The organism is Paenibacillus glycanilyticus (assembly GCF_030161375.1).
In the GTDB taxonomy this organism is placed as follows: domain Bacteria; phylum Bacillota; class Bacilli; order Paenibacillales; family Paenibacillaceae; genus Pristimantibacillus; species Pristimantibacillus glycanilyticus_B.
Genome location: NZ_BSSQ01000024.1, coordinates 1 through 20,674, shown reverse-complemented (window position 1 = coordinate 20,674; position 20,674 = coordinate 1). Strand labels below are relative to the sequence as shown.

Below are 20,674 nucleotides of genomic sequence, written 5' to 3'. Positions count from 1 at the left end.
ATGAAACAAATCCAAACATCGATTCAGGATCATTTCTGGAATGAATATTCGAAGCTAGTGCGCGACACGGTTATTCCGTATCAATGGGAAGCCTTAAACGATCGGATTCAGGATGCGGAGCCAAGCTACTCCATCCGTAATTTCCGGATTGCCGCGGGGCTTGAGACAGGCGAGTTTGGCGGATGGATTTTTCAAGATAGCGATCTCTATAAATGGCTGGAGGCTGTTGCATACTCGCTTGAACGTCATCCCGACCCGGAGCTTGAGACAATTGCGGACGAAGCAATCGATTTGATCGGACAAGCGCAACGCGAGAACGGTTATCTCAATACCTACTTCACCATCCAAGAACCGGGCAAAGAGTGGACCAATCTGTATGAAGCACATGAATTGTATTGTGCGGGCCATTTGTTCGAAGCGGCTGTTGCTTATTACGAGGCGACGGGCAAGCGCAAGCTGCTGGACATTTCCTGCCGTTTTGCGGACTTGATCGCCAGCTTGTTCGGCACGAATCCAGGCCAGATGAAGGCCTATTGCGGTCACCCGGAGGTGGAGCTTGCTTTAGTTAAGCTTTATCACGCAACCGGAGAAGAGCGGTATTTGAACCTCAGCTTATACTTTATTGACGAGCGTGGCAGCAAGCCTAGCTATTTTCTCGAAGAGTGGGAACGCCGCGGACGGACAACGATCTGGGCCCAAGGCGAGCCTAATCTGGAAGTGTATCAAAGCCATCTTCCTGTTCGGGAACAACCGGTTGCGGTCGGCCATTCCGTTCGCGCGGTATATCTGTATACCGCAATGGCGGATCTTGCCCGCCTTACGGGCGACAGCAAGCTTCGTGAAGCTTGCGAGCGGCTGTGGGCGAATACAACCGGCAAACAGATGTATATCACGGGCGGCATTGGCGCAACGCATTTGGGCGAAGCGTTTACGTTCGACCATGATCTCCCCAATGACACCGTTTATGCGGAGACTTGCGCGTCGATTGGCTTGATTTTCTGGGCGCGGCGGATGCTGCAATTGGAAGCGAAAAGCGAATACGCCGACGTTATGGAGCGGGCCTTGTACAACAACGTGCTTGGAAGCATGGCGAAAGACGGCAAACATTTCTTCTATGTGAACCCCCTTGAGGTGTGGCCGGAGGCAAGCAGCAAAAGCCCGGATCGATTCCATGTAAAGCCGGTCCGCCAGAAATGGTTCGGCTGCTCCTGTTGTCCGCCTAACGTAGCACGCTTGATCAGTTCTCTCGATGAGTACATTTACGGCGTGTCGGAAGACGGCCGTACGGTTCACGTCCATTTGTACATCGGCAGCGAAGTATCGTTCGAGACGGAAGGACGCAAGGTGACGTTAAGCCAACAGTCGGAGCTGCCGTGGAACGGACAAATCACGTTTACGGTATCTCTTACTGACAGTCCAGACGGTGCCGAGTTTGATTTATCGCTGCGTATTCCGAATTGGTATAATAACGGACGTCCAACCTTAAAGATTAACGGCGAAATACAGCAATACCGGATCGAGCAAGGTTATGCGAAGATCGACCGGACATGGAAGGACAACGATCAGGTGGAGTGGCTGCTGCCAATCGAGACGACGTTAATTGCGGCTAACCCGCTCATTCGCGCGGATGCCGGCAAAGCTGCCATCCAACGCGGTCCGCTCGTCTATTGTTTGGAAGAAGCCGATAACGGCAAGCCGCTAGCTTCCTTGTCGCTTGCCGATCAGCCTAGCTTAACGGAACGCTTAGTTCCCGATTTGCTTGGAGGTTGCGTTGTTGTAGAAGGTGACGGTTATGTAACGGACAATGCCGGTTGGGAGGCAGGGATGCCGTACCGGGTGTTGAATAAACAGCTCAAATCGATTCGGTTCAAGGCGGTTCCGTATTACTTGTGGGGTAACAGGGAACCTGGCGAAATGAGCGTTTGGCTACGTTATTAAAAAAGTTTTCTAGCACCTTGCATAATGTGGATGGCGTTGGAGAAATTAATTTCAGCACCAAAAATTACATCACAACACCTACACATTAGGAGGGCTTTTAAATGGCTAAGAGCAATTCTTTAGTGGTACCGCAAGCATCGCAAGCTTTGGATCAAATGAAATACGAAGTGGCTTCGCAACTAGGTATTTCGTTATCGCGTGATGGTTACAACGGTGATATTACAACGTACAATGCCGGCAAGATTGGCGGATCGATTACTCGCCGTTTGGTTGAAATCGCTGAGCAAAGCCTCGGCGGCGGCTCCACAAACTTCCGTCGTTAGTAAATAGTAAATAAGAAAGGCTGCCTATAACGACAATAGGCAGCCTTTCTTATCTTTATTTATTAATCTGCAAAGCTTGTTTGCGCCGAATTTGTCTAACCGTACCAAAGCAGATGAGAGTCACTAACAGTGCAGCGCTAACGAAAGCGACGGATCCTAGCATGGCGCTGGAGACCGCATGCGCAAACGCCAGATTTGCCGGTTGACCGGAGAGGTTGGATCCATTGAACACCGTGATGAGTACGGCGAGGCCAAAGGAGGCGCCGCTTTGATGCGCAACGTTAATCAGGCCGGAAGCCGCGCCGCTGTCTTGAGGCTCCACGTGGGTAAGCCCCATGGTCGTGAGAGGTTGGAATACCATGCCGGCACCAATTCCCATAATCGCAAGCAGGATGAACATTTCCGGAAAGAAATGCGTTAGCCCCCCAATGCTGCGGCTGAGCAATAACGTTCCTATAATTGCAATTATTAGACCGGCTGCAAGTACTTTAATGTTGCCGTAGCGGCGAACAAGTCCCGGTATAACATACATCATTCCGAATTGAGCGACTGTAAAAGGCAAGAAGGCAAGGCCTGCTTCAAATGAAGTGAACCCAAGTGCATTTTGCAAATATTGAGGGATGAAGAAGAAGAGCGAGAAGTTTCCGCCTACCATCAAGAATCTTCCCAGATAAGCGCCTGCGCGCTGGCGGCTCGCGAATAACCGAAGAGGAACAATAGGCTCCGCGGCTCTAGCTTCAATCCGGATAAATACGGCGAGCAGAATAAGCCCGGCTGCAAGCGGAATCCAAGAACCGGGGTTCCCGAAGCCGAGTTCGGCTGCTTGGACGAGACCATACACCAATGCCGACATTCCCATAACCGACGTTAGCGCGCCGCCAAGATCGAAACGTCCTGCACGGACCGTTGTTGGTTGGATATGCTTTTGTACCAAATATAGAAGAACAATTCCGATGGGTACATTAATAAACATACCGAAGCGCCAGGATACAAAGTCGGTGAAAAATCCGCCGATAATTAGCCCGACGCTGCCGCCTGCAGCCGATACGGCGCTGTACATAGCAATGGCGCGAGCCCGCTCTTTCGCTTCTACAAAGCTCGCCGATAACAAAGCGAGTGCGGCAGGCGTGGCGAGGGCAGCCGCAAATCCTTGAAAGGACCGGGAGACGAGCAGAAAGGATGCGGTTGGCGCTAGCCCGGCAAGCAATGAGGTGAGCGTGAATAACGCGATTCCGATCCCGAGCATTTTTCGGCGTCCCAATAGATCTCCGGCCCGGGCGCCAAGCAGCAGAAAGCCGCCAAATGCCAAAATGTAGCTGTTATGAACCCATGTCAAACTGGTAGTCGACATATGAAGGGAATGGCCAATTTGAGGAATGGCGGTTACCATAACAGACGCATCAAGCACTACAATAAGCTGGCATGCGATAATAATTGTAAGAATCATCCATTTGGATGTATGCATATTGCATGTTCCTTCCCTGTTTCATGATTTGTGGTTCTGAGAGTTATTATGGGGGGAAACCATGGATGGAAGTAGATCGTTCCTGCTTAATAATTGCCTAAAGCTGCAATTCGCTTATTCTTTGCTATGCAAGCCTTCTGAGTACTTATATAATCTGAAATCAGAGGGAGGCGTGAAAATGCTTGATCAACTTATTGCCATAACAAAGCAAATGTCCTTGGAAGAGGGCCGTAATCCAACGATTGTCCCGTATCTCTCCATCGTTAGGAGAAGCCGCGATACGGAGCGTTGTCCCGGGGTGCTGACGCCTTCTTTTTGTCTAATTCTCCAAGGGACGAAAAAACTTTATCTTGGCCAGGAGATTTTTCAATACGCAGCCGGGGATTATGTAGCTTCCTTGCTCGACATTCCCGCGTTTGGCCAGGTTGTTGAAGCTTCGGAAGAATCGCCGTATATCGGACTTCGGGTTGATTTCACGACGCAAGAGATCGCTTCCGTTGTCATGGAGGCCGATATGGCGGTGGAGCCGAAAGAAAAAGATGTGACTGCCGCTGCTTTTATAGGCAAATCGGATGCCGGTTTGCTCGATATTTTTTATAGGTTGCTTAAGGTGCTGGATAAGCCGAAAGAAGCCCGGTTTCTATCCGAGCTGATGAAGAAGGAAATGATTTTTAATTTGCTCTCTGGAGAATTTGGGCATTTGTTCATGCAGAAGGTTTTGTTCGATCAGCGGGCGGAAGGCGTAGCGAAGGCGATTGGTTGGATTCAGGCCAATTACATGCAGCCTTTCACGGTCGAGGAGCTGGCGAAGTCCTGCAACATGAGCACTTCCGGACTGCATCACAAATTTAAGGCCATGACCACGATGGGGCCATTGCAATATCAGAAACAGCTTCGGCTGCAGGAAGCAAGGCGCCTGATGATGAGCGGTCCGATTGGGGCGACTACGGCTGCATTGAGCGTAGGATACGAAAGTCCTTCACAGTTCAATCGGGAATACCGGAGATTGTTTGGCCAACCGCCTTTGCAAGATATTAAATCGCTTCGCAGAGCTTCCGGAGCCACAGAATTCGAGGATAGTTAAATCGTAAATCGTTCGCATTAAAAAAAGGCATCCGAGGATGCCTTTTCTAATTATGTCTGGTTGATGTTGATTATTTGATAGATCTTCTCCATGTCCAGATGGGCACGGACATGGTCGGCGAGCCGATCGAAGGCGTCAATCTGTCTGCTCCGGAAAGGGAGAATGGCTTCGACGGGATCCAGATAGTTATGTATCCGTACCTTATTCAGGTATTGCCTTCGAAAATCGTCGTTATGGAATATTCCATGTACATACGTACCAAAAATCCTGCCATCGCCCGAGATCGTTCCTTCAGCTTGGCCGTCTAACGTGAGCAGGGAGTGGACTTCCGTCTGTGAAGTCGTCTGACCCATATGAATTTCGTAACCTTCCACGGTTAGTCCCCGCATCGCAAGCCAATCGGGATGCCCGCTCGTTACGCTGCCGCTTACGCGTACCGTCCGTTTCTCTGGATAGAAGGTCGTGAAGAGAGGGAGGAAGCCAAGTCCGTCTGCTTCTCCATTCGCGGATTCGACCTGGTGCGGATCAAACAGCTTATGTCCAAGCATTTGATAACCGCCGCAAATCCCGACGAGGAAGCAGCCTTCCGCGACTCGTGTCGCAATGGCATCCGCTAAGCCGGAGTGCCTTAGGAAGAGCAGGTCTTCCACGGAGTTCTTGGAACCCGGAATGATCATGATGTCCGGCTGTCCGAGTTGGTTAACGCTTTCGACGTAACGAAGCGTGACGTCAGGTTCTGCTTCAAGCGGATCGAAGTCGGTAAAGTTCGAGATGCGCGGAAGCTTCAGAACCGCAATGTCCAGCTCCTTCGCATCGTTAAAGTTTGATTCGGCGCGTCTCTCCAGTACGACGGAATCCTCCGCTTCAATATCCAAATTTGGCACATAAGGAATCACGCCTAGCACCGGAATGCCGGTGCGTTCCTCCAGCCAATCCAGTCCCGATTGCAGCAGGCTAATGTCGCCGCGGAATTTATTGATGATGAATCCCTTCACGCGGCGTCTCTCGTCTTCTTCCAATAGCTCCATCGTACCTACAATGGAAGCGAACACGCCACCTCTGTCAATGTCCGCGACAAGCAGAACGGGGGCATCCGCCCACTTGGCCATCCGCATATTGACAATATCCCGGTCTTTGAGGTTAATTTCCGCCGGGCTGCCGGCTCCTTCCAGCACGATTGCGTCATAGTCCGCGCGAAGGCGGTCCAGCGCCTCTACCACAATGCTTTCGGCAAGCGGGATATATTCCTCCCGATAGCGCCAGGCGCTCATCTCTTCCAAAGGTTTGCCATGCACGACGATTTGAGCTTTCATGTCCCCGGTCGGCTTAATGAGGATCGGATTCATATCGGTCGTAGCCGCTATGCCGCAAGCTTCTGCCTGTACGCCTTGCGCTCTGCCGATCTCTTTGCCGTCCAATGTTACGTAAGAATTTAGCGCCATATTTTGCGATTTGAAAGGTGCCGTTCGCCAGCCATCCTGCGTGAAAATACGGCAAAGCGCCGTAGTGATTACGCTTTTACCGACATCGGATGCGGTTCCTTGCACCATAATGGTTGTTGCCCGTTTCAACATTTGTTCCTCCTGACCTAGCTCCCTGTATGTATTCACTATAAACGAATCGGAGGACAAGCTGTTAAAGAATATGGAAGAATAACTGTAAAATATAGAAATAGATATATTGAATATGAATAATATGAGTGATATAATCTTTAAAGAATAAAGCGCTTACACTTTCAGGCAGACGGTCATGATTGTGGAGCGCTTATTTTTTGTTTTGCCGTCTGTATGCGTAAATCATAGTGGAGGGCAGGTGGTAGGAGGAGGGGGTTTTAAGGATGTTTCGGGCAACTGGCGAGACTCGCATAAGAAGTTGCAAGAAATTTAACGGTAAAAAGGAGAATTGAGATGAAATGGAATAAGAAGGTAGGTTCAGCATTCCTCGCAGCGGTCATATTGGCTGCAACTTCTCCAATCCTAGGGCTTCCCAAAGCGGAGGCAGCCGGATTATCCTGGCCGGCGGGACAAATACTCCCCTCATTCTCGGCGCCTGCTTCCACGCTGGACGTCATGAATCTGGTAGGCGAATATCGCTATGAAGCAGAAGGCACGCAGGTTGGACACGGCACGGGCCATTTGGACGGCAACGGCTGGCTGGCTCAAACGTCAATTGACGCTCCTAATCAGCACATGGTATACGGCCCTTATGCTACGGATATTCCGGCGGGAGCAAACCAAGCGTATTTCGACATGATCGTCGATAATAATACGGCTAACAATGATGTGATCGTTACGGTTGATGTTAGAGACAGCACGTCTGGACAAACTCTTGCAACCCGGGATATTACGCGCCAGCAATGGACGCAAGCCGGGTCCTATCAGCGCTTCACGCTGAACTATACGAACCCGGTCGCAGGCCATTCTTTGGAATTCAGGGTTTATTGGTACGGCCGGGCTTACACGAAGGTGGATGCCGTAGGTTCCATTCAACAGGGCAAATCGGATGAAGCCGTATTGTTCACGACGCTTAAGGGACTTGTCAACAAAACACAGCCAAGAATTTATTCGTATGACGATAACGTCAGGAATGAAGACGGAAAAGACAAATGGCTGAATGATCTCGGCATGGGACATGTCGACGTAGCGGACAATTGGTCGCTCATAACCAAATACGCCAGCGAGATTAGCGGGATTGTCGTTTATGACGATGCTTTGCCGGATACGGTTAACCTCGCTACAACGATCGCTTCGCAATCCGGAGGGATTGTAGCGCCGCCGAGTCTGGTGAGCAAGTTGACATCCGCTCCGTATAATCTGCCGATATTAGATGATTTGCGGGGAGATTTCACTACAAAGCTGCAAGTGTATCAATATTTGCATGATCATTATTGGTCGTCCGTGACTCACAGGCTTCTAATCGGCTTAAACCCGGGTATTAAAGGCGCCTTGCGCGATTATGCCCTGGCAACGGGTGCGGCTGTTGTGTGGCTGGATCCATCCGTTCCGGCTGAAAAAACACTCTTGCAAAGCTTCTTCTCCGATATGCCTTATGGCAGCGGGGTCTACATGGGTTGGTGGCCGGATGAAGCGATTGGCGTTCAAGCGGCGTCCGAATACGGCATCTCGACAGTGGCCAGCGACTGGTCGTCCAATTTGACCGTATTTGGCGGTACTTCCAGAACGGTTAACGTGAAGCCGGTGCCAAACAAACCAGCGCTTCAGAACAAGATTTACGTCTCGCTAATTATGAGTGACGGCGACAATCTGCAATATATGGAGCATCGCTTCAAGAAACTGTGGGATTCTCCTAACCGAGGAGCCGTACCTCTAGGCTGGACCGTGTCGCCGGCTATGCTGGATGCGATGCCCGGTGTACTGAACTATTTGTATAATAGCGCCACTCCTAACGATGCTCTTATTTCCGGACCTTCCGGCATTGGTTATACGTATCCGAACTCCTGGGCGAACCAGACCTATTTGAACAGCTTTGTAGCTTTATCCAATGATTACATGAACCGTGCGGGCTTAAAGGTTGCCACCATCTGGAATACGATTACCGGCGGCATTAATGCAAACGTTGGAGCGAGCTTTGCGCAATATGCTCCGTCGTTGTTAGGGTTAACGGGACAAAATGCGGGCAGCCCAATTACGATTTATGGCAATTCGCAGCCAACGCAAGGCTTAAGCGCAACTTATTGTTATTCGCAAGCCACGATTATTTCCGAGATTAACAACGCGATTGCCGGCTGGGACGGAACGGCTCCCCGATTCGTGAGCATACAATCCAATCCTTGGGATGTCACGTACCAGATGATCGTCAACGCGGTAAATAATTTCAGCAGCAACAGCAATATCGTATTTGTAAGACCGGATACTTACTTCCAATTGATGCGCGAAAACAACCAATTGCCGACTGATCCATCCGCGGTCGTGAAGCAATATGAGGCTGAAACGGCCTTTACGCATGCAACCGGCGCAGCCAGCGGCAGCGACTGGTCGGCAAACGTTAGCGCGCATAATGCAGGGTACATGTTGTCCGGCAACTATGACAATTCCATTCCAACAGGACGCAACACGGCTACCTTCAAAATGAAGATCGATACCAATACGGGTACAAACGACAATGTCGTGACTTTGGATGTACGCGATAATACGACCGGGCAAACGCTAGCTTCGGTTGACGTATACCGCAATCAATTCAAGAAGAACAACGCCTACCAAGATTTCAGCCTGTCCTTCAACAATCCTGCCGGAAGCAGCCTGGAATTCAGGGCTTATTACAGGGATAAAGCGACGATCAGCATTGATAAGGTAACCGTAACAAAAAGAATTGGCAAATACGAAGCGGAAGGTTCGGTAGTGGGCCATTCGTTAGGCCGGGTGAGCGGGGACGGCTGGCAAGCTACGCCTTCACTCGACGGTACCGGGCATATGATGTACGGTCCTTACGACACGAATGTTCCGGTAGGAAACCGTACGATCACATACCGTCTGAAGGTGGATAACAACACATCCGATAATGCTAATGTGGCAATTATCGACGTATGGGATGCCGCTTCGAATACCGTTGTGACGCAAGCGACTCTGACAAGACAGCAGTTCACTTCAGCCAACCAGTATCAGGATTTCAACCTTTCCTTCAATCAGACATTGGGACGGAATCTCGAATTCCGAGTATGGTACGCGGATACCGCTACCGTAACCGTGGATAATATTACGATTAATTAAGCGCAAAAAAAGACCCTGAAATTTCGGGGTCTTTTTTTAATGGGATTAGCGCCTTCTAACTAAGCCTCCAAAATCCACACGCGCATGGAGCCGTCTTCGCGATTATCCCAGGCATAATAGGGAATGGCCGTGAATGGCTCGTTCCGCCATGCCGGAGGTTCGCTCCGGTACAAGTCATCCTGCCAGTCGCCTTGCTCCATCGCAACCGCTGATCCTTCCAGAACGGTAACGCCGCCGAGCAAGGATGCGTCATGCCGGGACTGGAGCTTGGCATCGCCTGGCAGCCCGATGACGGCTACGTCTGCCTCATGGTCGGTTTGTTCGATGCAATACACGAGCGGCCCGCGGGTCAAGGCAACTCGCCCGGCGTTCGCGTGTACGTTAGGATGCGAATAGGCGCGGCGAATCGGCATGGCCAGATCTAGATGGATAACATCGCTATCCGACCACACGCGGTCAATGACGGCGTAGCCATTTACCAATTGCCATTCTTCCGCCGGCCATTCGGTTCCGTTGACGAAGATCCGTGCTTGCGGGCACCAGCCCGGGATCCGAAGCTTCAGCGCGAAGCTGATGTCGGAAGCGGTCCCAACCGTCAATTTAACCGCGCTGTCCCACGGATAATTCGTTTCCTGGCGGAGCGAGACCTCGCCGCTTTGGAGCGTGAAGGAGCCTTCGCTTTGCACGTACAGATGAACGGCAGCTGTACGGTTATCCGAGGAGTAAATGTAGCTGCCAAGCGAAGTAAGCAGTCTCGCAATATTCGGCGGACAGCAGGAGCAGCCAAACCATTCTTTGCGGTGTTTGTCTCCATTGCTTGCAAGCGGGTTGTCGTAGAAGAACGCTTTGCCGTCAAGCGACATTCCGCTAATAATACCGTTATACAGGGCACGTTCGATCGTATCGCTATAACGGGCATTACAATCAAGGGCCAGCATGCGGTGTCCCCACAGCATTAATCCGATCGCAGCGCAGGTCTCGCAATAAGCGGATTCGTTAGGCAGATCATAATCCCGCGTGAACCCTTCGTTATGGGATGAGGTGCCGACTCCGCCCGTCACGTACATGCGTTTCGCGGTTACGTTGTGCCAGAGCCGCTGACAAGCTTCGGTTAGAGAAGCATCCCCGTTCTCTGCTGCCAAATCAGCCATCCCCGCATACAGATACATTGCTCTGACCGCATGTCCGACGGCTTCCGTCTGCTCCCGAACCGGAAGATGGCTCTGCGTATGGATCTTCACGTCGTGAATGCCAACCCGGCCGTTATGCTCGTCGAACAGATTAGGCGTTCCCCGTTCAGCCGCTTCCAAATCATAATAATTCGGCGTTTGGCCGCGCTCATTGATGAAGAAGGTGCTCAGGCGCAGGAAACGCTCTTCGCCGGTCAACCGGTATAGCTTCACAAGCGCAAGTTCAATCTCTTCATGCCCGCAGTAGCCGCGTTTCTTGCCCGGTTCGTCGCCAAACAAGGAATCAATATGATCGACATATCGGATCATGGCGTCCAGCAACTTGCGCTTGCCTGTCGCTTCATAATGGGCAACGGCCGCTTCAATGAGATGTCCCGCGCAGTAGAGTTCATGTCCGTCTCGCAAATCCAGCCAGCGTTTCTCCGGCTCCACCACCGTGAAATAGGTATTCAAATAACCGTCCGGCTGCTGCGCGGATACAATCAGATCGATGACATTGTCGACCAGCTGGTCTAATTCCGGATCGGCTTGCAAGCCTAGGCTGTAGCTGGCTGCTTCCAGCCATTTGGCCACGTCAGAGTCCCAGAAGAAATGCGGCTGTTTGTCCATGCCGGGTTTCCAGTTCAGCTTGAAAGCCTCAAGGCGGCCGGTTTCTTCGCATTGTTCGTATTGATACGGAATCGTTTGGTTCAAGACGATTTGAACGCGGGGGCTCCAAAACGCATCATTGATTTGAACGGACCGATAGGATAACGGTTGTAAGGGAGAGTGCTGAATTTGACTGATCTCAACTTGGCTGTTTCGCAACATAATTCCTCCTAGATTCACATAGTAGTTCGATATTAAATGAGAGGGGATATATTTGCTAGGCCGGATATCACATTCTTTTTGTCCGATCACACACTCGCGTTACCTATTATTTGACGAACGTGGAGCTGCTGCCGGCTAATAGGGGCTCAATGGCAAGCGCGATGCGAAGCCGAAGACTTTCATTGGGGTCCTTCAGTTTAATACCCAGCAGCTTCTCGCATTTGTCCAGGCGGTAGATGACGGTGTTGCGGTGAACAAACAGCAGCTTAGAGGTATCCATCAATTGGCATTGCGTATCGTAGAAAGCGCTAAGCGTTCGAATAAGTTCCTTCCTCTCCGCCTCCTCCATTTGCCGTAACCCTTGGAAAGCCTCCTCGTAAAATTGCTTCAGCTCTTCTTGAGGCAACATGTGAAACAAATAACCGATGTCCTTCGACTGATAGGACTGCACGAACTTGGACCGATTGAGCCGGTAGCCGAATTGAAGGGCTTTAACCGCTTCTTCATAAGAGAGACGTATGCCAAGCGCGTTCGTGACGGGTTTGCCGATGCCGATGGACAAGCTTAGTCCATAATCGGCGTACATTCGCGCGGTCAGATCCGATAACTGTTGGATAAAGAGGACTTTGTCCCAACCTGAAGTAGAAATATGCAACAACAGGCCAAAGGAATCGTTTTTGGTAAACATGACAAAAGAATGCCCGAGCAACATGAACTGGCGTTTAATGCGTTCATAAAGTTCTTCCCGTTCGGCTACATTCCGCTCTTCCTGCCGGTCAAGCTGGCTTTCGCTTATTCCGCTTCTCCAAGTGGTTCCATCCTGCCGAGCCGCCAATAACACCCAAGTTCCTCCGGTTTGCAGGCCGTATTTTTTGCCACGATGGATAGCTTCAGCTTCGGAAGCGATGTAGCCGTCGATCAAGTCGGAGAAAAACTCGTTTTTGTAGCGGCGGGAACGTTCTTTCACCGCTTGCGCTTTCGTCAGCTCCATGCCGATGACATTGGCGGCTTGCTCTAGTGTCAGGCCGAATAAGCGGGACATTTTCTCGATGGGATGGAAGGAAATTAAATAACCTTCGTGGCGGTAAGTATGAACCGGATACAGCAGAACGTGACAACGATTGCGGAGCGATGGATCGACGAGGCAAAAGGAAGTCGGTTGCAACGGTGTTGCCGCCCCGTCCAGGACGGATTCAGCCGCAGCAGCCAACGCGGTCATCATGGACGAATGCCTCTGTTTAGATTCGGCGATCATCTGCAGTTTGCCGTTGAGCAGAAGGATAGGGGAAGAGAGCAGTTTGGTTAGAGCATCAACAATTCCGGTAATTCCTTTTCCTTTCATGATCATTTCAGAGAACTGTTTATGGATTTGCAAGGCGTATTGCAGCTCGTCGTTTTTGTTGTTCATGATCAGGCTGGTTGATCTCTGCAAAATTTCTCCCAATGACAATTCCAGCCTTGAAATTTCAATGATCGGAAAGCGGAGCCGGTCTGCTTCTTGCAAAGCTTCCTCGGGGATGGCCAGTTTAAACCGTTCGGTCTTCACGGCCATGCCCGTACAGGCCATGCGCTGCATGTCCCGCATTAACTCCATGAACATATTAGGCTGCTCCTTCATGAAATAGCCGTTCGTCAAGAGAAGTTCGCCCGGTCTAAGGAAACGAATGATATCCGGAGCATCCATAATATTGACGGTCTGCACTTGACGCTGGAGCCCTTGCTCCCCGGCGATAACTCGCGCATGCTCAAAGATTCCGTTCTCGAGTAGTTCGCTTAACAGCAAATTGACTCCCATCCCTTCTTGCCCAAAACTATGATGTTATGAAATGTAACACGTCATAGGGTTGGTGTAAACCTGAATTTGGATTCATCATCCAAAAAACGGTCTGTTTTTTAGACGGGATAGCCAATGACTTTCCTCCGATGAACCTTTATTCTGAATTTAGCTTAAACGAAGGTTAGAAAACATGACACGGGGAGAGGGATTCGATATGTTGAAGCCATACAAGTTTAAAAGGTGGTACGCGGCAAGTTCGCTCATTTTGGTGCTGGCGCTGGCTGGCTGCGGAGGTAATAAGCCTGCCGCAGGAAATGCGGAGGATAAGCCGATTCTAATCGGAATGTCCACGGAAGCAACAGGCGATAACGCCATGAATTCTATTAATTTGTATCAAGGGGTACAGGTAGCGGTCGATCAGATTAATGCAAAAGGCGGGATTCATGGACGCCAAGTGGAGCTCGTTGTCCGCGATACCGAGCAGAACCCGACGCGAGGGATCAGCATTATTAGGGACTTTGGCCAGAAGGAAGAAGTGCTGGGTGCAATAGGCGGTTTCTACAGTACGGTAATGCTAGCGCAGTCTCCAATCATACTGGAAGAGAAATTTCCGTTTATTGTCGCGACCTCCAATGTGCCGGCATCGGTCGAAAGCGGCATGCCTTGGACCTTTGGAGTAAGGATGAACGCGAACGTTACGGCTCAATACGCTCTCAAATTCATTAATGATCATTTCCCTACAGACAAAATCGCAATTCTTCATGAGAACGGCGGTTATGGGAAAGGCGCAGCGGCGGCAATGACGAAGGCGCTTGAAGAAAAAGGGCTGAAGCCGGTTGCGGTTGAGTCGTTCGATAACGCCAAGGATAAAGACATGACGGCGCAAGTGAATCACGCCAAGGAAGGTGGCGCGGAGGTGATCTATTTGTTCGGGCAAGGTGCCGGCAATGGATACGTGCTGCAAGCCATGGATAAGCTGGGCTGGAAGGTGCCGATAGTAGGCGAGAACGGCATGGCGAACAAAGGCGTTCAAGAAGTGGGGCAAGCGCTTGCCGAAGGGACGTATGCCATACAGACGGCTAACTTTAACGTCGAGCAGACCCGGGAGCCCGCGGCAACGTTTTTGGAAGATTTTACCGCCAAATTTGACCATATTCCTACGACATTCGCCTCTGCGGCGCAAGGTTATGACGGGGCGATGATGTTGTTCCAAGCGATTGAACGGACGGAACTGACGGGGAATCTGAAAAAGGACCGCGAAGCGATCAAAAATACGCTGGAAAGCAATCTTGGTTCTTACAGCGGGGTGATTAAGGATTGGGATCAAGCCTTTACGAAAGAAAATCATGATGCGATTGACGTGAACTCGTATTTGATGTCCATTTGGAAGGACGGCAAGCTTGTCGTTTCCGACAAGCAGTAACGAAGCGGAAAGAGGGATCGTTATGTCACTGGTATTGCAATTAATCATCAGCGGTCTTGCTGTAGGGTGCTTGTATGCGGTTATCGCACTTGGCTACAGCTTGACCTATGTCGTCAATGGGACATTAAACATGTCGCAAGGACAACTCGTTATGGTAGGCGGCGTATTGCTGTTTGGATTTACCGAGCATGCGGGCTTGCCATTCCCGCTGGCGTTTGCCGCTTCTATTATCGTTGTTGCCTTGCTGAATCTCGTCATTGAGAGGCTGGCAATCCGTAAATTCGATAAGGGAGCCAACTCCGTCGAGTGGGTGCTTAGCACAATCGCGGTAGGCATTATTATTCAAGATGTTGCGCTATACTTCAACGGTCCGGATGAAGGGGTTGTCCCTTCTCCGGCCGGCAACGGTATGTTGCGTATCGCCGAGGCGGGGATTTACTGGAAAGAGTTTATTTTCTTCCCGATTGTCGGGATCTTGCTCGCTCTGTTAATTCTGTTCTACCAGAAATCCCACTGGGGATTATGGCTGCGGGCAACGGCAGATAACCGGACAGCGGTAGAGATGATGGGAATTAACAGCGGACGCGTCGTAGCTGTCGCTTATGTCTTAAGCGGTCTGCTTGCGGGGATTGGCGGAGCCTTAATGTCAACCAATTACGCGGTGTCCGTCGATGTTGGCTTGCCGCTTGGGTTAAAGGCGATTTCCGTCGCCATTCTTGCCGGCGTCAATAATCCAAAAGGGATTGTAGGCACAGGATTGCTGCTAGGCGTAGCAGAGGTGTTTATTGGCCAATACGTCTCAACCGCGTTCCGGGAGATGTTCGTCTACGGAATCGTTATTCTTGTGTTGTACTGGAAGCCGATGGGGCTGTTTAACGTCCGGAAAACATTGGTGAAGGTATAGGGCAGACTTACTTGGGGGGAAGCGGAAATGAACGGAATCAATAAAAGCAGAATCTTCCGCAGATCAGTGCCGGTAGGCGGAATAGTTGCGGCAGCCGCTTTAGTATCCGCCGCGTGGACGACGGATACGTATATGCTTAATTTATTTTTTACAATCGGCATCTACGTGATTACTTGTGTCGGAATGAACATTCTGGTCGGTTATTGCGGAATTGTCTCGATCGGTCATGCTGGACTAATGGCAGCAGGCGCGTATACATCTGCGATTGCGAGTACGCAATACGGATTGAATTTCTGGCTGTCCGCGCTTGCCGGAATTGCAGTATCGCTATTGATAGGCAGTATAATTGCCATTCCTACGATAAAAGCAGGCGGCGTGTATTTGTCGATGATCACCATAGCTTTTGGCGTTGTCGTGCATGAGGCTTTGATCAGATGGGATGTTGTGACCGGAGGGCCGCTAGGCATCTCGGGAATCCCAAAGCCAAAGCTTGGCGGTTACGACTTTGACTTGCAAAGCATGTATGTGCTCGTATTGGTCATTGCGGCAGCGTCATTAGTTCTTGCTTATAATATCAGGCGTTCAGCTTGGGGAAGATCCATGATCGCAACGAAGGAGAACGAGATTGCCGCCGCATCCCTTGGCATACGGAAGTTTAAGCCTCAATTTGTCGGCTTTGCTGTCAGCTCGGTTCTCGCCGGACTGGCAGGCACCTTGTATGCCCATACGAACAGCTTCATCAGTCCGGATACATATCACTTTCAAGCTTCGGTTCAACTTGTGTTAATCGTTATATTGGGTGGATCCGGTACATTGCTTGGACCGGTAATTGGGGCCATTATTCTGGTCTTCCTGCCGGAATTGCTGGAGATGGAAAAGCTGCGCATGGCGCTGTATGGGGGAATTATGTTTGCCGTGCTTTATTTTCTTCCCAAGGGCATCATGGGGACCTTGAACGATTGGTTGGAAGCGCGTTTGGGACTAAAGCTAGCTACGCAGGAAGACGGGCGATTAATCAACGCGACGAGCGATGGAACGTTGTTTGAGCAAGAAATAAAGAGCCGTATCGGTAAGGCAGCCGCTCTGCGTCTAGATAACATTCATAAATCATTTGGCGGATTGAAGGCATTAAGCGATGTTTCCTTTGCGGTAACGGCTGGAACGATTCATTCGTTAGTTGGACCAAACGGAGCAGGCAAAACGACGCTGCTCAATGTCATATCCGGTTTGTATGCGGCAGAGTCCGGCACGATGGAGTTGCATGGAACTTCTTTATCCGGATCTCTCTCGTCGGTCTCCGGATTAGGCATTGCCCGCACCTTCCAGCATTCCCGGCTGTTCAAGGAGTTGACCGTACTGGAGAACGTAATGACGGGAATGACGGTTAAGGCAAAAACCGGTCTTGGCGCGGCGATGCTCCGAACGCCTGGACAACGGCGCAAAGAGAAGCTTTTACGGGAAAAGGCGCATCTCCTTCTTGACCTGATCGGATTCGAAGGTAACCGGCATATGTCCGCAAGCCAGCTGCCTTACGGCCATCAGAGAATGGTCGAGATTGCAAGGGCGCTAGCGACTGGACCAAGCGTCCTGCTCCTGGACGAACCGGCTGCAGGCATGACGGCAGCCGAGATCAAGCAGCTGGAGGATTTGTTGAAGCAGCTTGTTCATTACGGATTGACGATTGTGCTCATCGAGCATCATATGGATTTTGTGCAGCGCGTATCGGATGCCGTTACCGTACTGGATTTCGGCAGAGTGATCGGAACGGGCAAACCGGAAGAGCTTCTTAATGATCCAAGAGTCATTCAGGCTTACTTGGGCAAAGAGGAGGTGGCCGCGGATGCTGAGCGTTAATGGGTTGGCGGTCAGGTACGGCCCGGTTGAAGCATTAAAAGGCGTAGACATCGAGGTCAAGCAAGGCGAGATCGTAGCCATCATAGGTTCGAACGGCGCTGGCAAATCGACGCTTCTTCAAACGGTATTAGGGCTAGTTAAACCGAATTCCGGCACGGTGTTGCTGGAAGGTAAGGATATAACGGCAACGCCGGCTAACCGTACCGCAAACTTGGGTGTATCTCTCGTACCGGAGGGACGGGAAGTGTTCGGAACGTTAACGGTCATCGAGAACCTAAGAATGGGCTTGAAACAAAAGATCGGCTCGGTCAGAAAAGAACAATTCGCGAGGGAACTGGACCCGTTGTACGAACAGTTTCCGAAGTTGCACGAGCGCAGAAACCAGCTCGCCTATACCTTAAGCGGCGGGGAACAGCAAATGCTTGTCCTGGCTAGAGCGATGATCAGCAAGCCCAAGCTGTTGCTGCTCGATGAACCTTCACTTGGCCTCGCCCCAATCATTGTGAATGAAATATTCGAAGCGATCTACGGGATGGCCCAAGGGGGGACATCGATTCTGCTGGTTGAACAGATGGCCCATAAAGCCCTTCACCTTGCGAGCCGAGGATATGTATTGGATAAAGGGACTGTTGCCATGTCCGGCCCGTCTGAGGATTTGCTTCGGGACGAGCGAATGGTAAAAGCTTATTTAGGCGCGCATTAGCCAACTTGAGTAAAAGGGATGAAGGTGAGAGGAAATGGTAGCTAAAACGATCTTGAAAAATGTTCAAATAGAAGGAAGTTTGTTTGATTTGACCCTGGATTTAATGACTGGATGTATTGCGGACATCGTATCAAGCGATCAGACGAGAAATGCGGAGGTTGATCTCGCTCAATTATGGGACGCGGAGGGATTGCAGTATCTGCCGGCGTTGTCCGACATGCATGTCCATCTGGACAAACATTTTCTCGGAGAGCCATGGAAACCTCTACAGCCATTTATCACGTTGCCCGGCCAGCTGGCATTCGAGAAGCAAATGCTGGAATCATTGCCTACGCGGGCTGCAGAGCGGGCGCACCGCCTGTTGCAGCTGCTCTTGATGAACGGGACGACAGCCATTCGTACCCATGTGGATGTGGATCCAAAGATTGGCTTATCCCATTTGGAGGATGTGCTTGAGGTCAGAGAGCATTTCAAAGGTCGAATGGACATCGAAATCGTTGCTTTTCCTCAGCAAGGATTATTGCGTTCGCAGTCAATGCCTATCATGAAAGAAGCGCTTCGGGCAGGAGCCGACTTGGTAGGCGGGGTTGATCCGGCTGGTCTGGATGGGCAGGTGGATGCGAGTCTGAACGCGATGTTTGAGCTCAGCGCGGAATTTAATGCCGGCGTGGATTTGCATCTTCATGATCCCGGCCAGCTTGGCATCTATACGATTAACCGTTTTGCGGATTTAACCGGAGAAGCGGGGAATAGCGGCCGTACAGCCGTAAGTCATGCTTATTGTCTAGGGCAGGTCAGCGAAGCGGAAACGCGGTTGTTGGCCCAGAAACTAAGAGACAACGGGGTATCTATCATGACTAGCGTTCCGATCGACAGGCCGATGCCACCCGTGGATCTGCTGCTTGAAGAAGGAGTACGGGTGCAAGTGGGCTCGGATAACATTCTGGATTCGTGGAGTCCATTTGGCAATGGCGATTTGCTTGCGCGCGGCTCGCGCCTGGCTGAGAAATTCGGCTGGATTACGGATGATGCGCTGTTAAGAACTTATCCGCTTCTGTCATCGGCTTCACTTGTTCCAAAGGCGGGAGATCGAGCAAGTTTCTCCTTGGCGCGTGCGCTAAACGCCCAGCATGCCATCGCGGCCGCACCGCCGCGCGAAGCCGTCTTTTCCGGCGGAATGTTGGTTGGCGGATGCTGGTTGAGAGGCTCTAGGAAAGATCAGGTCGTGTTGGCTTAACGGTTGCTTCATGCAGCGCACCCTTGTCGGGTGCGCTGTTTTTTATTTGCTGCTCTATTTCAATAAACTTGGAATCACCTACACTTTTCGTAGATTTGCATCTTATGGCTTCAATTACGATGTTCCTATAATTAGAGATACGCTTACGGAAAGGAGGAGCTGTAAAAGGACAACTTGCAATCGCTTCCATGAGTGAACGGCATCTAACATTTGAGGAGGAATAAAATGCGCAACAAGTATGTGGTGTGGCTGCTTATTGCATCCATGCTGATTACCAGCTTGATATGGACGGCCGGGGAACCTGCTTCCGCTGCCGGAGGGCCAAACTTATCGTTAGGGAAGACGATAACCGCGAGCGGCCAATCGCAAACCTACGCCCCGAGCAATGTACAAGACAGCAATCAGGCGACTTATTGGGAAAGTACGAATAATGCGTTTCCGCAATGGATCCAGGTGGACCTGGGAGCCGCTACAAGCATTGATCAAGTTGTTCTGAAGCTGCCTGCGGGCTGGGGGGCAAGAACGCAAACGTTAAGCGTGCAAGGCAGCAATGACGGCTCAACGTTCACCAATATCGTGGCTTCAACGGGTTATCTGTTTGATCCTAACGTATCCAATAACTCGGTAACGATAAATTTTGCGGCGACAACTACGCGTTATGTCCGCCTTAACGTCACGGCAAATACAGGCTGGCCGGCGGCGCAGCTCTCCGAGTTCGAAATTTATGGCACTAGCACTCCTCCTGCTCCAGGTACATATCAAGCGGAGTTGGCGTCTCTGTCCGGCGGAGCGAAAGTCAACACGGATCATCCCGGTTACTCCGGTACCGGATTTGTAGACGGCTATTGGACGCAAGGGGCGGCAACATCGTTTACGGCTAACGTATCCTCCGCAGGAAGCTACGACGTTACATTGAAGTACGCAAACGCAAACGGTGCCTCCCGGACTGTCAGTATCTACGTGAACGGGACAAAAATCCGTCAGACCGCGCTTCCGAATTTGGCGAATTGGGATACTTGGGGAACAAAAGCAGAAACGCTTACTCTGAGTGCCGGCAACAATACGATTGCTTACAAATATGATGCCGGCGATACGGCGAACGTCAATCTGGACGAAATCAAAGTAACGGCGACTAGCACGCCAACGCCAACACCAACGCCAACGCCAACACCAACACCAACACCAACGCCAACACCAACGCCAACACCAACACCAACACCAACACCAACACCAACACCA

The 20,674-nt window shown here is 50.9% G+C and carries 14 protein-coding genes; 10 read left to right on the top strand and 4 right to left on the bottom strand.

Annotated elements, in window-relative coordinates; genetic code table 11:
- Together QQK89_RS26390 and QQK89_RS26385 are read left to right on the top strand one after the other, a co-directional pair.
- Nucleotides 1-1,938: a glycoside hydrolase family 127 protein gene (locus QQK89_RS26390; protein ID WP_284241750.1), complete on the top strand. Its 1,938-nt coding sequence runs from the start codon at nucleotides 1-3 to the stop codon at nucleotides 1,936-1,938.
- A gap of 101 nt (nucleotides 1,939-2,039) precedes the next feature.
- Nucleotides 2,040-2,261 (top strand): alpha/beta-type small acid-soluble spore protein, encoded by a 222-nt coding sequence (locus QQK89_RS26385; protein WP_284241749.1) that lies wholly within the window; start codon nucleotides 2,040-2,042, stop codon nucleotides 2,259-2,261.
- A gap of 55 nt (nucleotides 2,262-2,316) precedes the next feature.
- On the opposite strand, the gene QQK89_RS26380 is transcribed toward QQK89_RS26385, so the two are convergent.
- A complete protein-coding gene (locus tag QQK89_RS26380; RefSeq protein WP_284241748.1) occupies nucleotides 2,317-3,726 on the bottom strand; it encodes an MFS transporter in 1,410 nt (469 codons plus the stop codon).
- Between the two features lie 178 nt (nucleotides 3,727-3,904).
- Between QQK89_RS26380 and QQK89_RS26375 the strand changes: the two genes are divergently transcribed.
- Complete coding sequence (locus QQK89_RS26375; protein WP_284241746.1) at nucleotides 3,905-4,810, top strand: AraC family transcriptional regulator; 906 nt, start codon at nucleotides 3,905-3,907, stop codon at nucleotides 4,808-4,810.
- A 50-nt stretch (nucleotides 4,811-4,860) separates the two neighbouring features.
- Here QQK89_RS26375 and QQK89_RS26370 read toward each other — a convergent pair whose 3' ends face one another.
- Entirely contained in the window at nucleotides 4,861-6,384 is a 1,524-nt protein-coding gene (locus QQK89_RS26370) for a cobyric acid synthase (RefSeq protein ID WP_284241744.1), read from the bottom strand.
- A gap of 333 nt (nucleotides 6,385-6,717) precedes the next feature.
- On the opposite strand from QQK89_RS26370, the gene QQK89_RS26365 reads away from it, so the two are divergent.
- Nucleotides 6,718-9,537: a GxGYxYP domain-containing protein gene (locus QQK89_RS26365; RefSeq protein WP_284241743.1), complete on the top strand. Its 2,820-nt coding sequence runs from the start codon at nucleotides 6,718-6,720 to the stop codon at nucleotides 9,535-9,537.
- A 59-nt stretch (nucleotides 9,538-9,596) separates the two neighbouring features.
- Here QQK89_RS26365 and QQK89_RS26360 read toward each other — a convergent pair whose 3' ends face one another.
- Both QQK89_RS26360 and QQK89_RS26355 read right to left on the bottom strand, forming a co-directional pair.
- Nucleotides 9,597-11,537 (bottom strand): glycoside hydrolase family 127 protein, encoded by a 1,941-nt coding sequence (locus QQK89_RS26360; RefSeq protein ID WP_284241742.1) that lies wholly within the window; start codon nucleotides 11,535-11,537, stop codon nucleotides 9,597-9,599.
- Between the two features lie 106 nt (nucleotides 11,538-11,643).
- Nucleotides 11,644-13,332 (bottom strand): PucR family transcriptional regulator, encoded by a 1,689-nt coding sequence (locus tag QQK89_RS26355; protein WP_284241741.1) that lies wholly within the window; start codon nucleotides 13,330-13,332, stop codon nucleotides 11,644-11,646.
- Nucleotides 13,333-13,528: 196 nt separating this feature from the next.
- On the opposite strand from QQK89_RS26355, the gene QQK89_RS26350 reads away from it, so the two are divergent.
- The 6 genes from QQK89_RS26350 to QQK89_RS26325 all read left to right on the top strand — a co-directional run.
- Entirely contained in the window at nucleotides 13,529-14,737 is a 1,209-nt protein-coding gene (locus tag QQK89_RS26350; protein WP_284241740.1) for an ABC transporter substrate-binding protein, read from the top strand.
- A gap of 22 nt (nucleotides 14,738-14,759) precedes the next feature.
- Nucleotides 14,760-15,641: a branched-chain amino acid ABC transporter permease gene (locus QQK89_RS26345; protein ID WP_284241739.1), complete on the top strand. Its 882-nt coding sequence runs from the start codon at nucleotides 14,760-14,762 to the stop codon at nucleotides 15,639-15,641.
- A 27-nt stretch (nucleotides 15,642-15,668) separates the two neighbouring features.
- Nucleotides 15,669-17,495, top strand: a complete 1,827-nt coding sequence (locus QQK89_RS26340; protein ID WP_284241738.1) for a branched-chain amino acid ABC transporter ATP-binding protein/permease — start codon at nucleotides 15,669-15,671, stop codon at nucleotides 17,493-17,495.
- Nucleotides 17,482-18,198 carry an ABC transporter ATP-binding protein gene (locus tag QQK89_RS26335; RefSeq protein ID WP_284241736.1) on the top strand — a complete coding sequence of 239 codons (717 nt, stop codon included), beginning with the start codon at nucleotides 17,482-17,484 and terminating at the stop codon, nucleotides 18,196-18,198. Before QQK89_RS26340 ends, QQK89_RS26335 begins: the two co-directional genes overlap by 14 nt.
- Before the next feature lie 34 nt (nucleotides 18,199-18,232).
- Nucleotides 18,233-19,435 (top strand): amidohydrolase family protein, encoded by a 1,203-nt coding sequence (locus tag QQK89_RS26330; protein WP_284241735.1) that lies wholly within the window; start codon nucleotides 18,233-18,235, stop codon nucleotides 19,433-19,435.
- Between the two features lie 225 nt (nucleotides 19,436-19,660).
- A partial coding sequence (locus QQK89_RS26325; protein WP_284241734.1) for a discoidin domain-containing protein occupies nucleotides 19,661-20,674 on the top strand: 1,014 nt, incomplete at its 3' end.

Coding starts and splice junctions, on each gene's coding strand:
- QQK89_RS26345 (WP_284241739.1), top strand. CDS start 14,760: ATGTCACTGGTATTGCAATTAATCATCAGCGGTCTTGCTGTAGGGTGC.
- QQK89_RS26335 (WP_284241736.1), top strand. CDS start 17,482: ATGCTGAGCGTTAATGGGTTGGCGGTCAGGTACGGCCCGGTTGAAGCA.
- QQK89_RS26370 (WP_284241744.1), bottom strand. CDS start 6,384: ATGTTGAAACGGGCAACAACCATTATGGTGCAAGGAACCGCATCCGAT.
- QQK89_RS26350 (WP_284241740.1), top strand. CDS start 13,529: ATGTTGAAGCCATACAAGTTTAAAAGGTGGTACGCGGCAAGTTCGCTC.
- QQK89_RS26385 (WP_284241749.1), top strand. CDS start 2,040: ATGGCTAAGAGCAATTCTTTAGTGGTACCGCAAGCATCGCAAGCTTTG.
- QQK89_RS26375 (WP_284241746.1), top strand. CDS start 3,905: ATGCTTGATCAACTTATTGCCATAACAAAGCAAATGTCCTTGGAAGAG.
- QQK89_RS26360 (WP_284241742.1), bottom strand. CDS start 11,537: ATGTTGCGAAACAGCCAAGTTGAGATCAGTCAAATTCAGCACTCTCCC.
- QQK89_RS26355 (WP_284241741.1), bottom strand. CDS start 13,332: ATGGGAGTCAATTTGCTGTTAAGCGAACTACTCGAGAACGGAATCTTT.
- QQK89_RS26330 (WP_284241735.1), top strand. CDS start 18,233: ATGGTAGCTAAAACGATCTTGAAAAATGTTCAAATAGAAGGAAGTTTG.
- QQK89_RS26340 (WP_284241738.1), top strand. CDS start 15,669: ATGAACGGAATCAATAAAAGCAGAATCTTCCGCAGATCAGTGCCGGTA.
- QQK89_RS26380 (WP_284241748.1), bottom strand. CDS start 3,726: ATGCATACATCCAAATGGATGATTCTTACAATTATTATCGCATGCCAG.
- QQK89_RS26390 (WP_284241750.1), top strand. CDS start 1: ATGAAACAAATCCAAACATCGATTCAGGATCATTTCTGGAATGAATAT.
- QQK89_RS26365 (WP_284241743.1), top strand. CDS start 6,718: ATGAAATGGAATAAGAAGGTAGGTTCAGCATTCCTCGCAGCGGTCATA.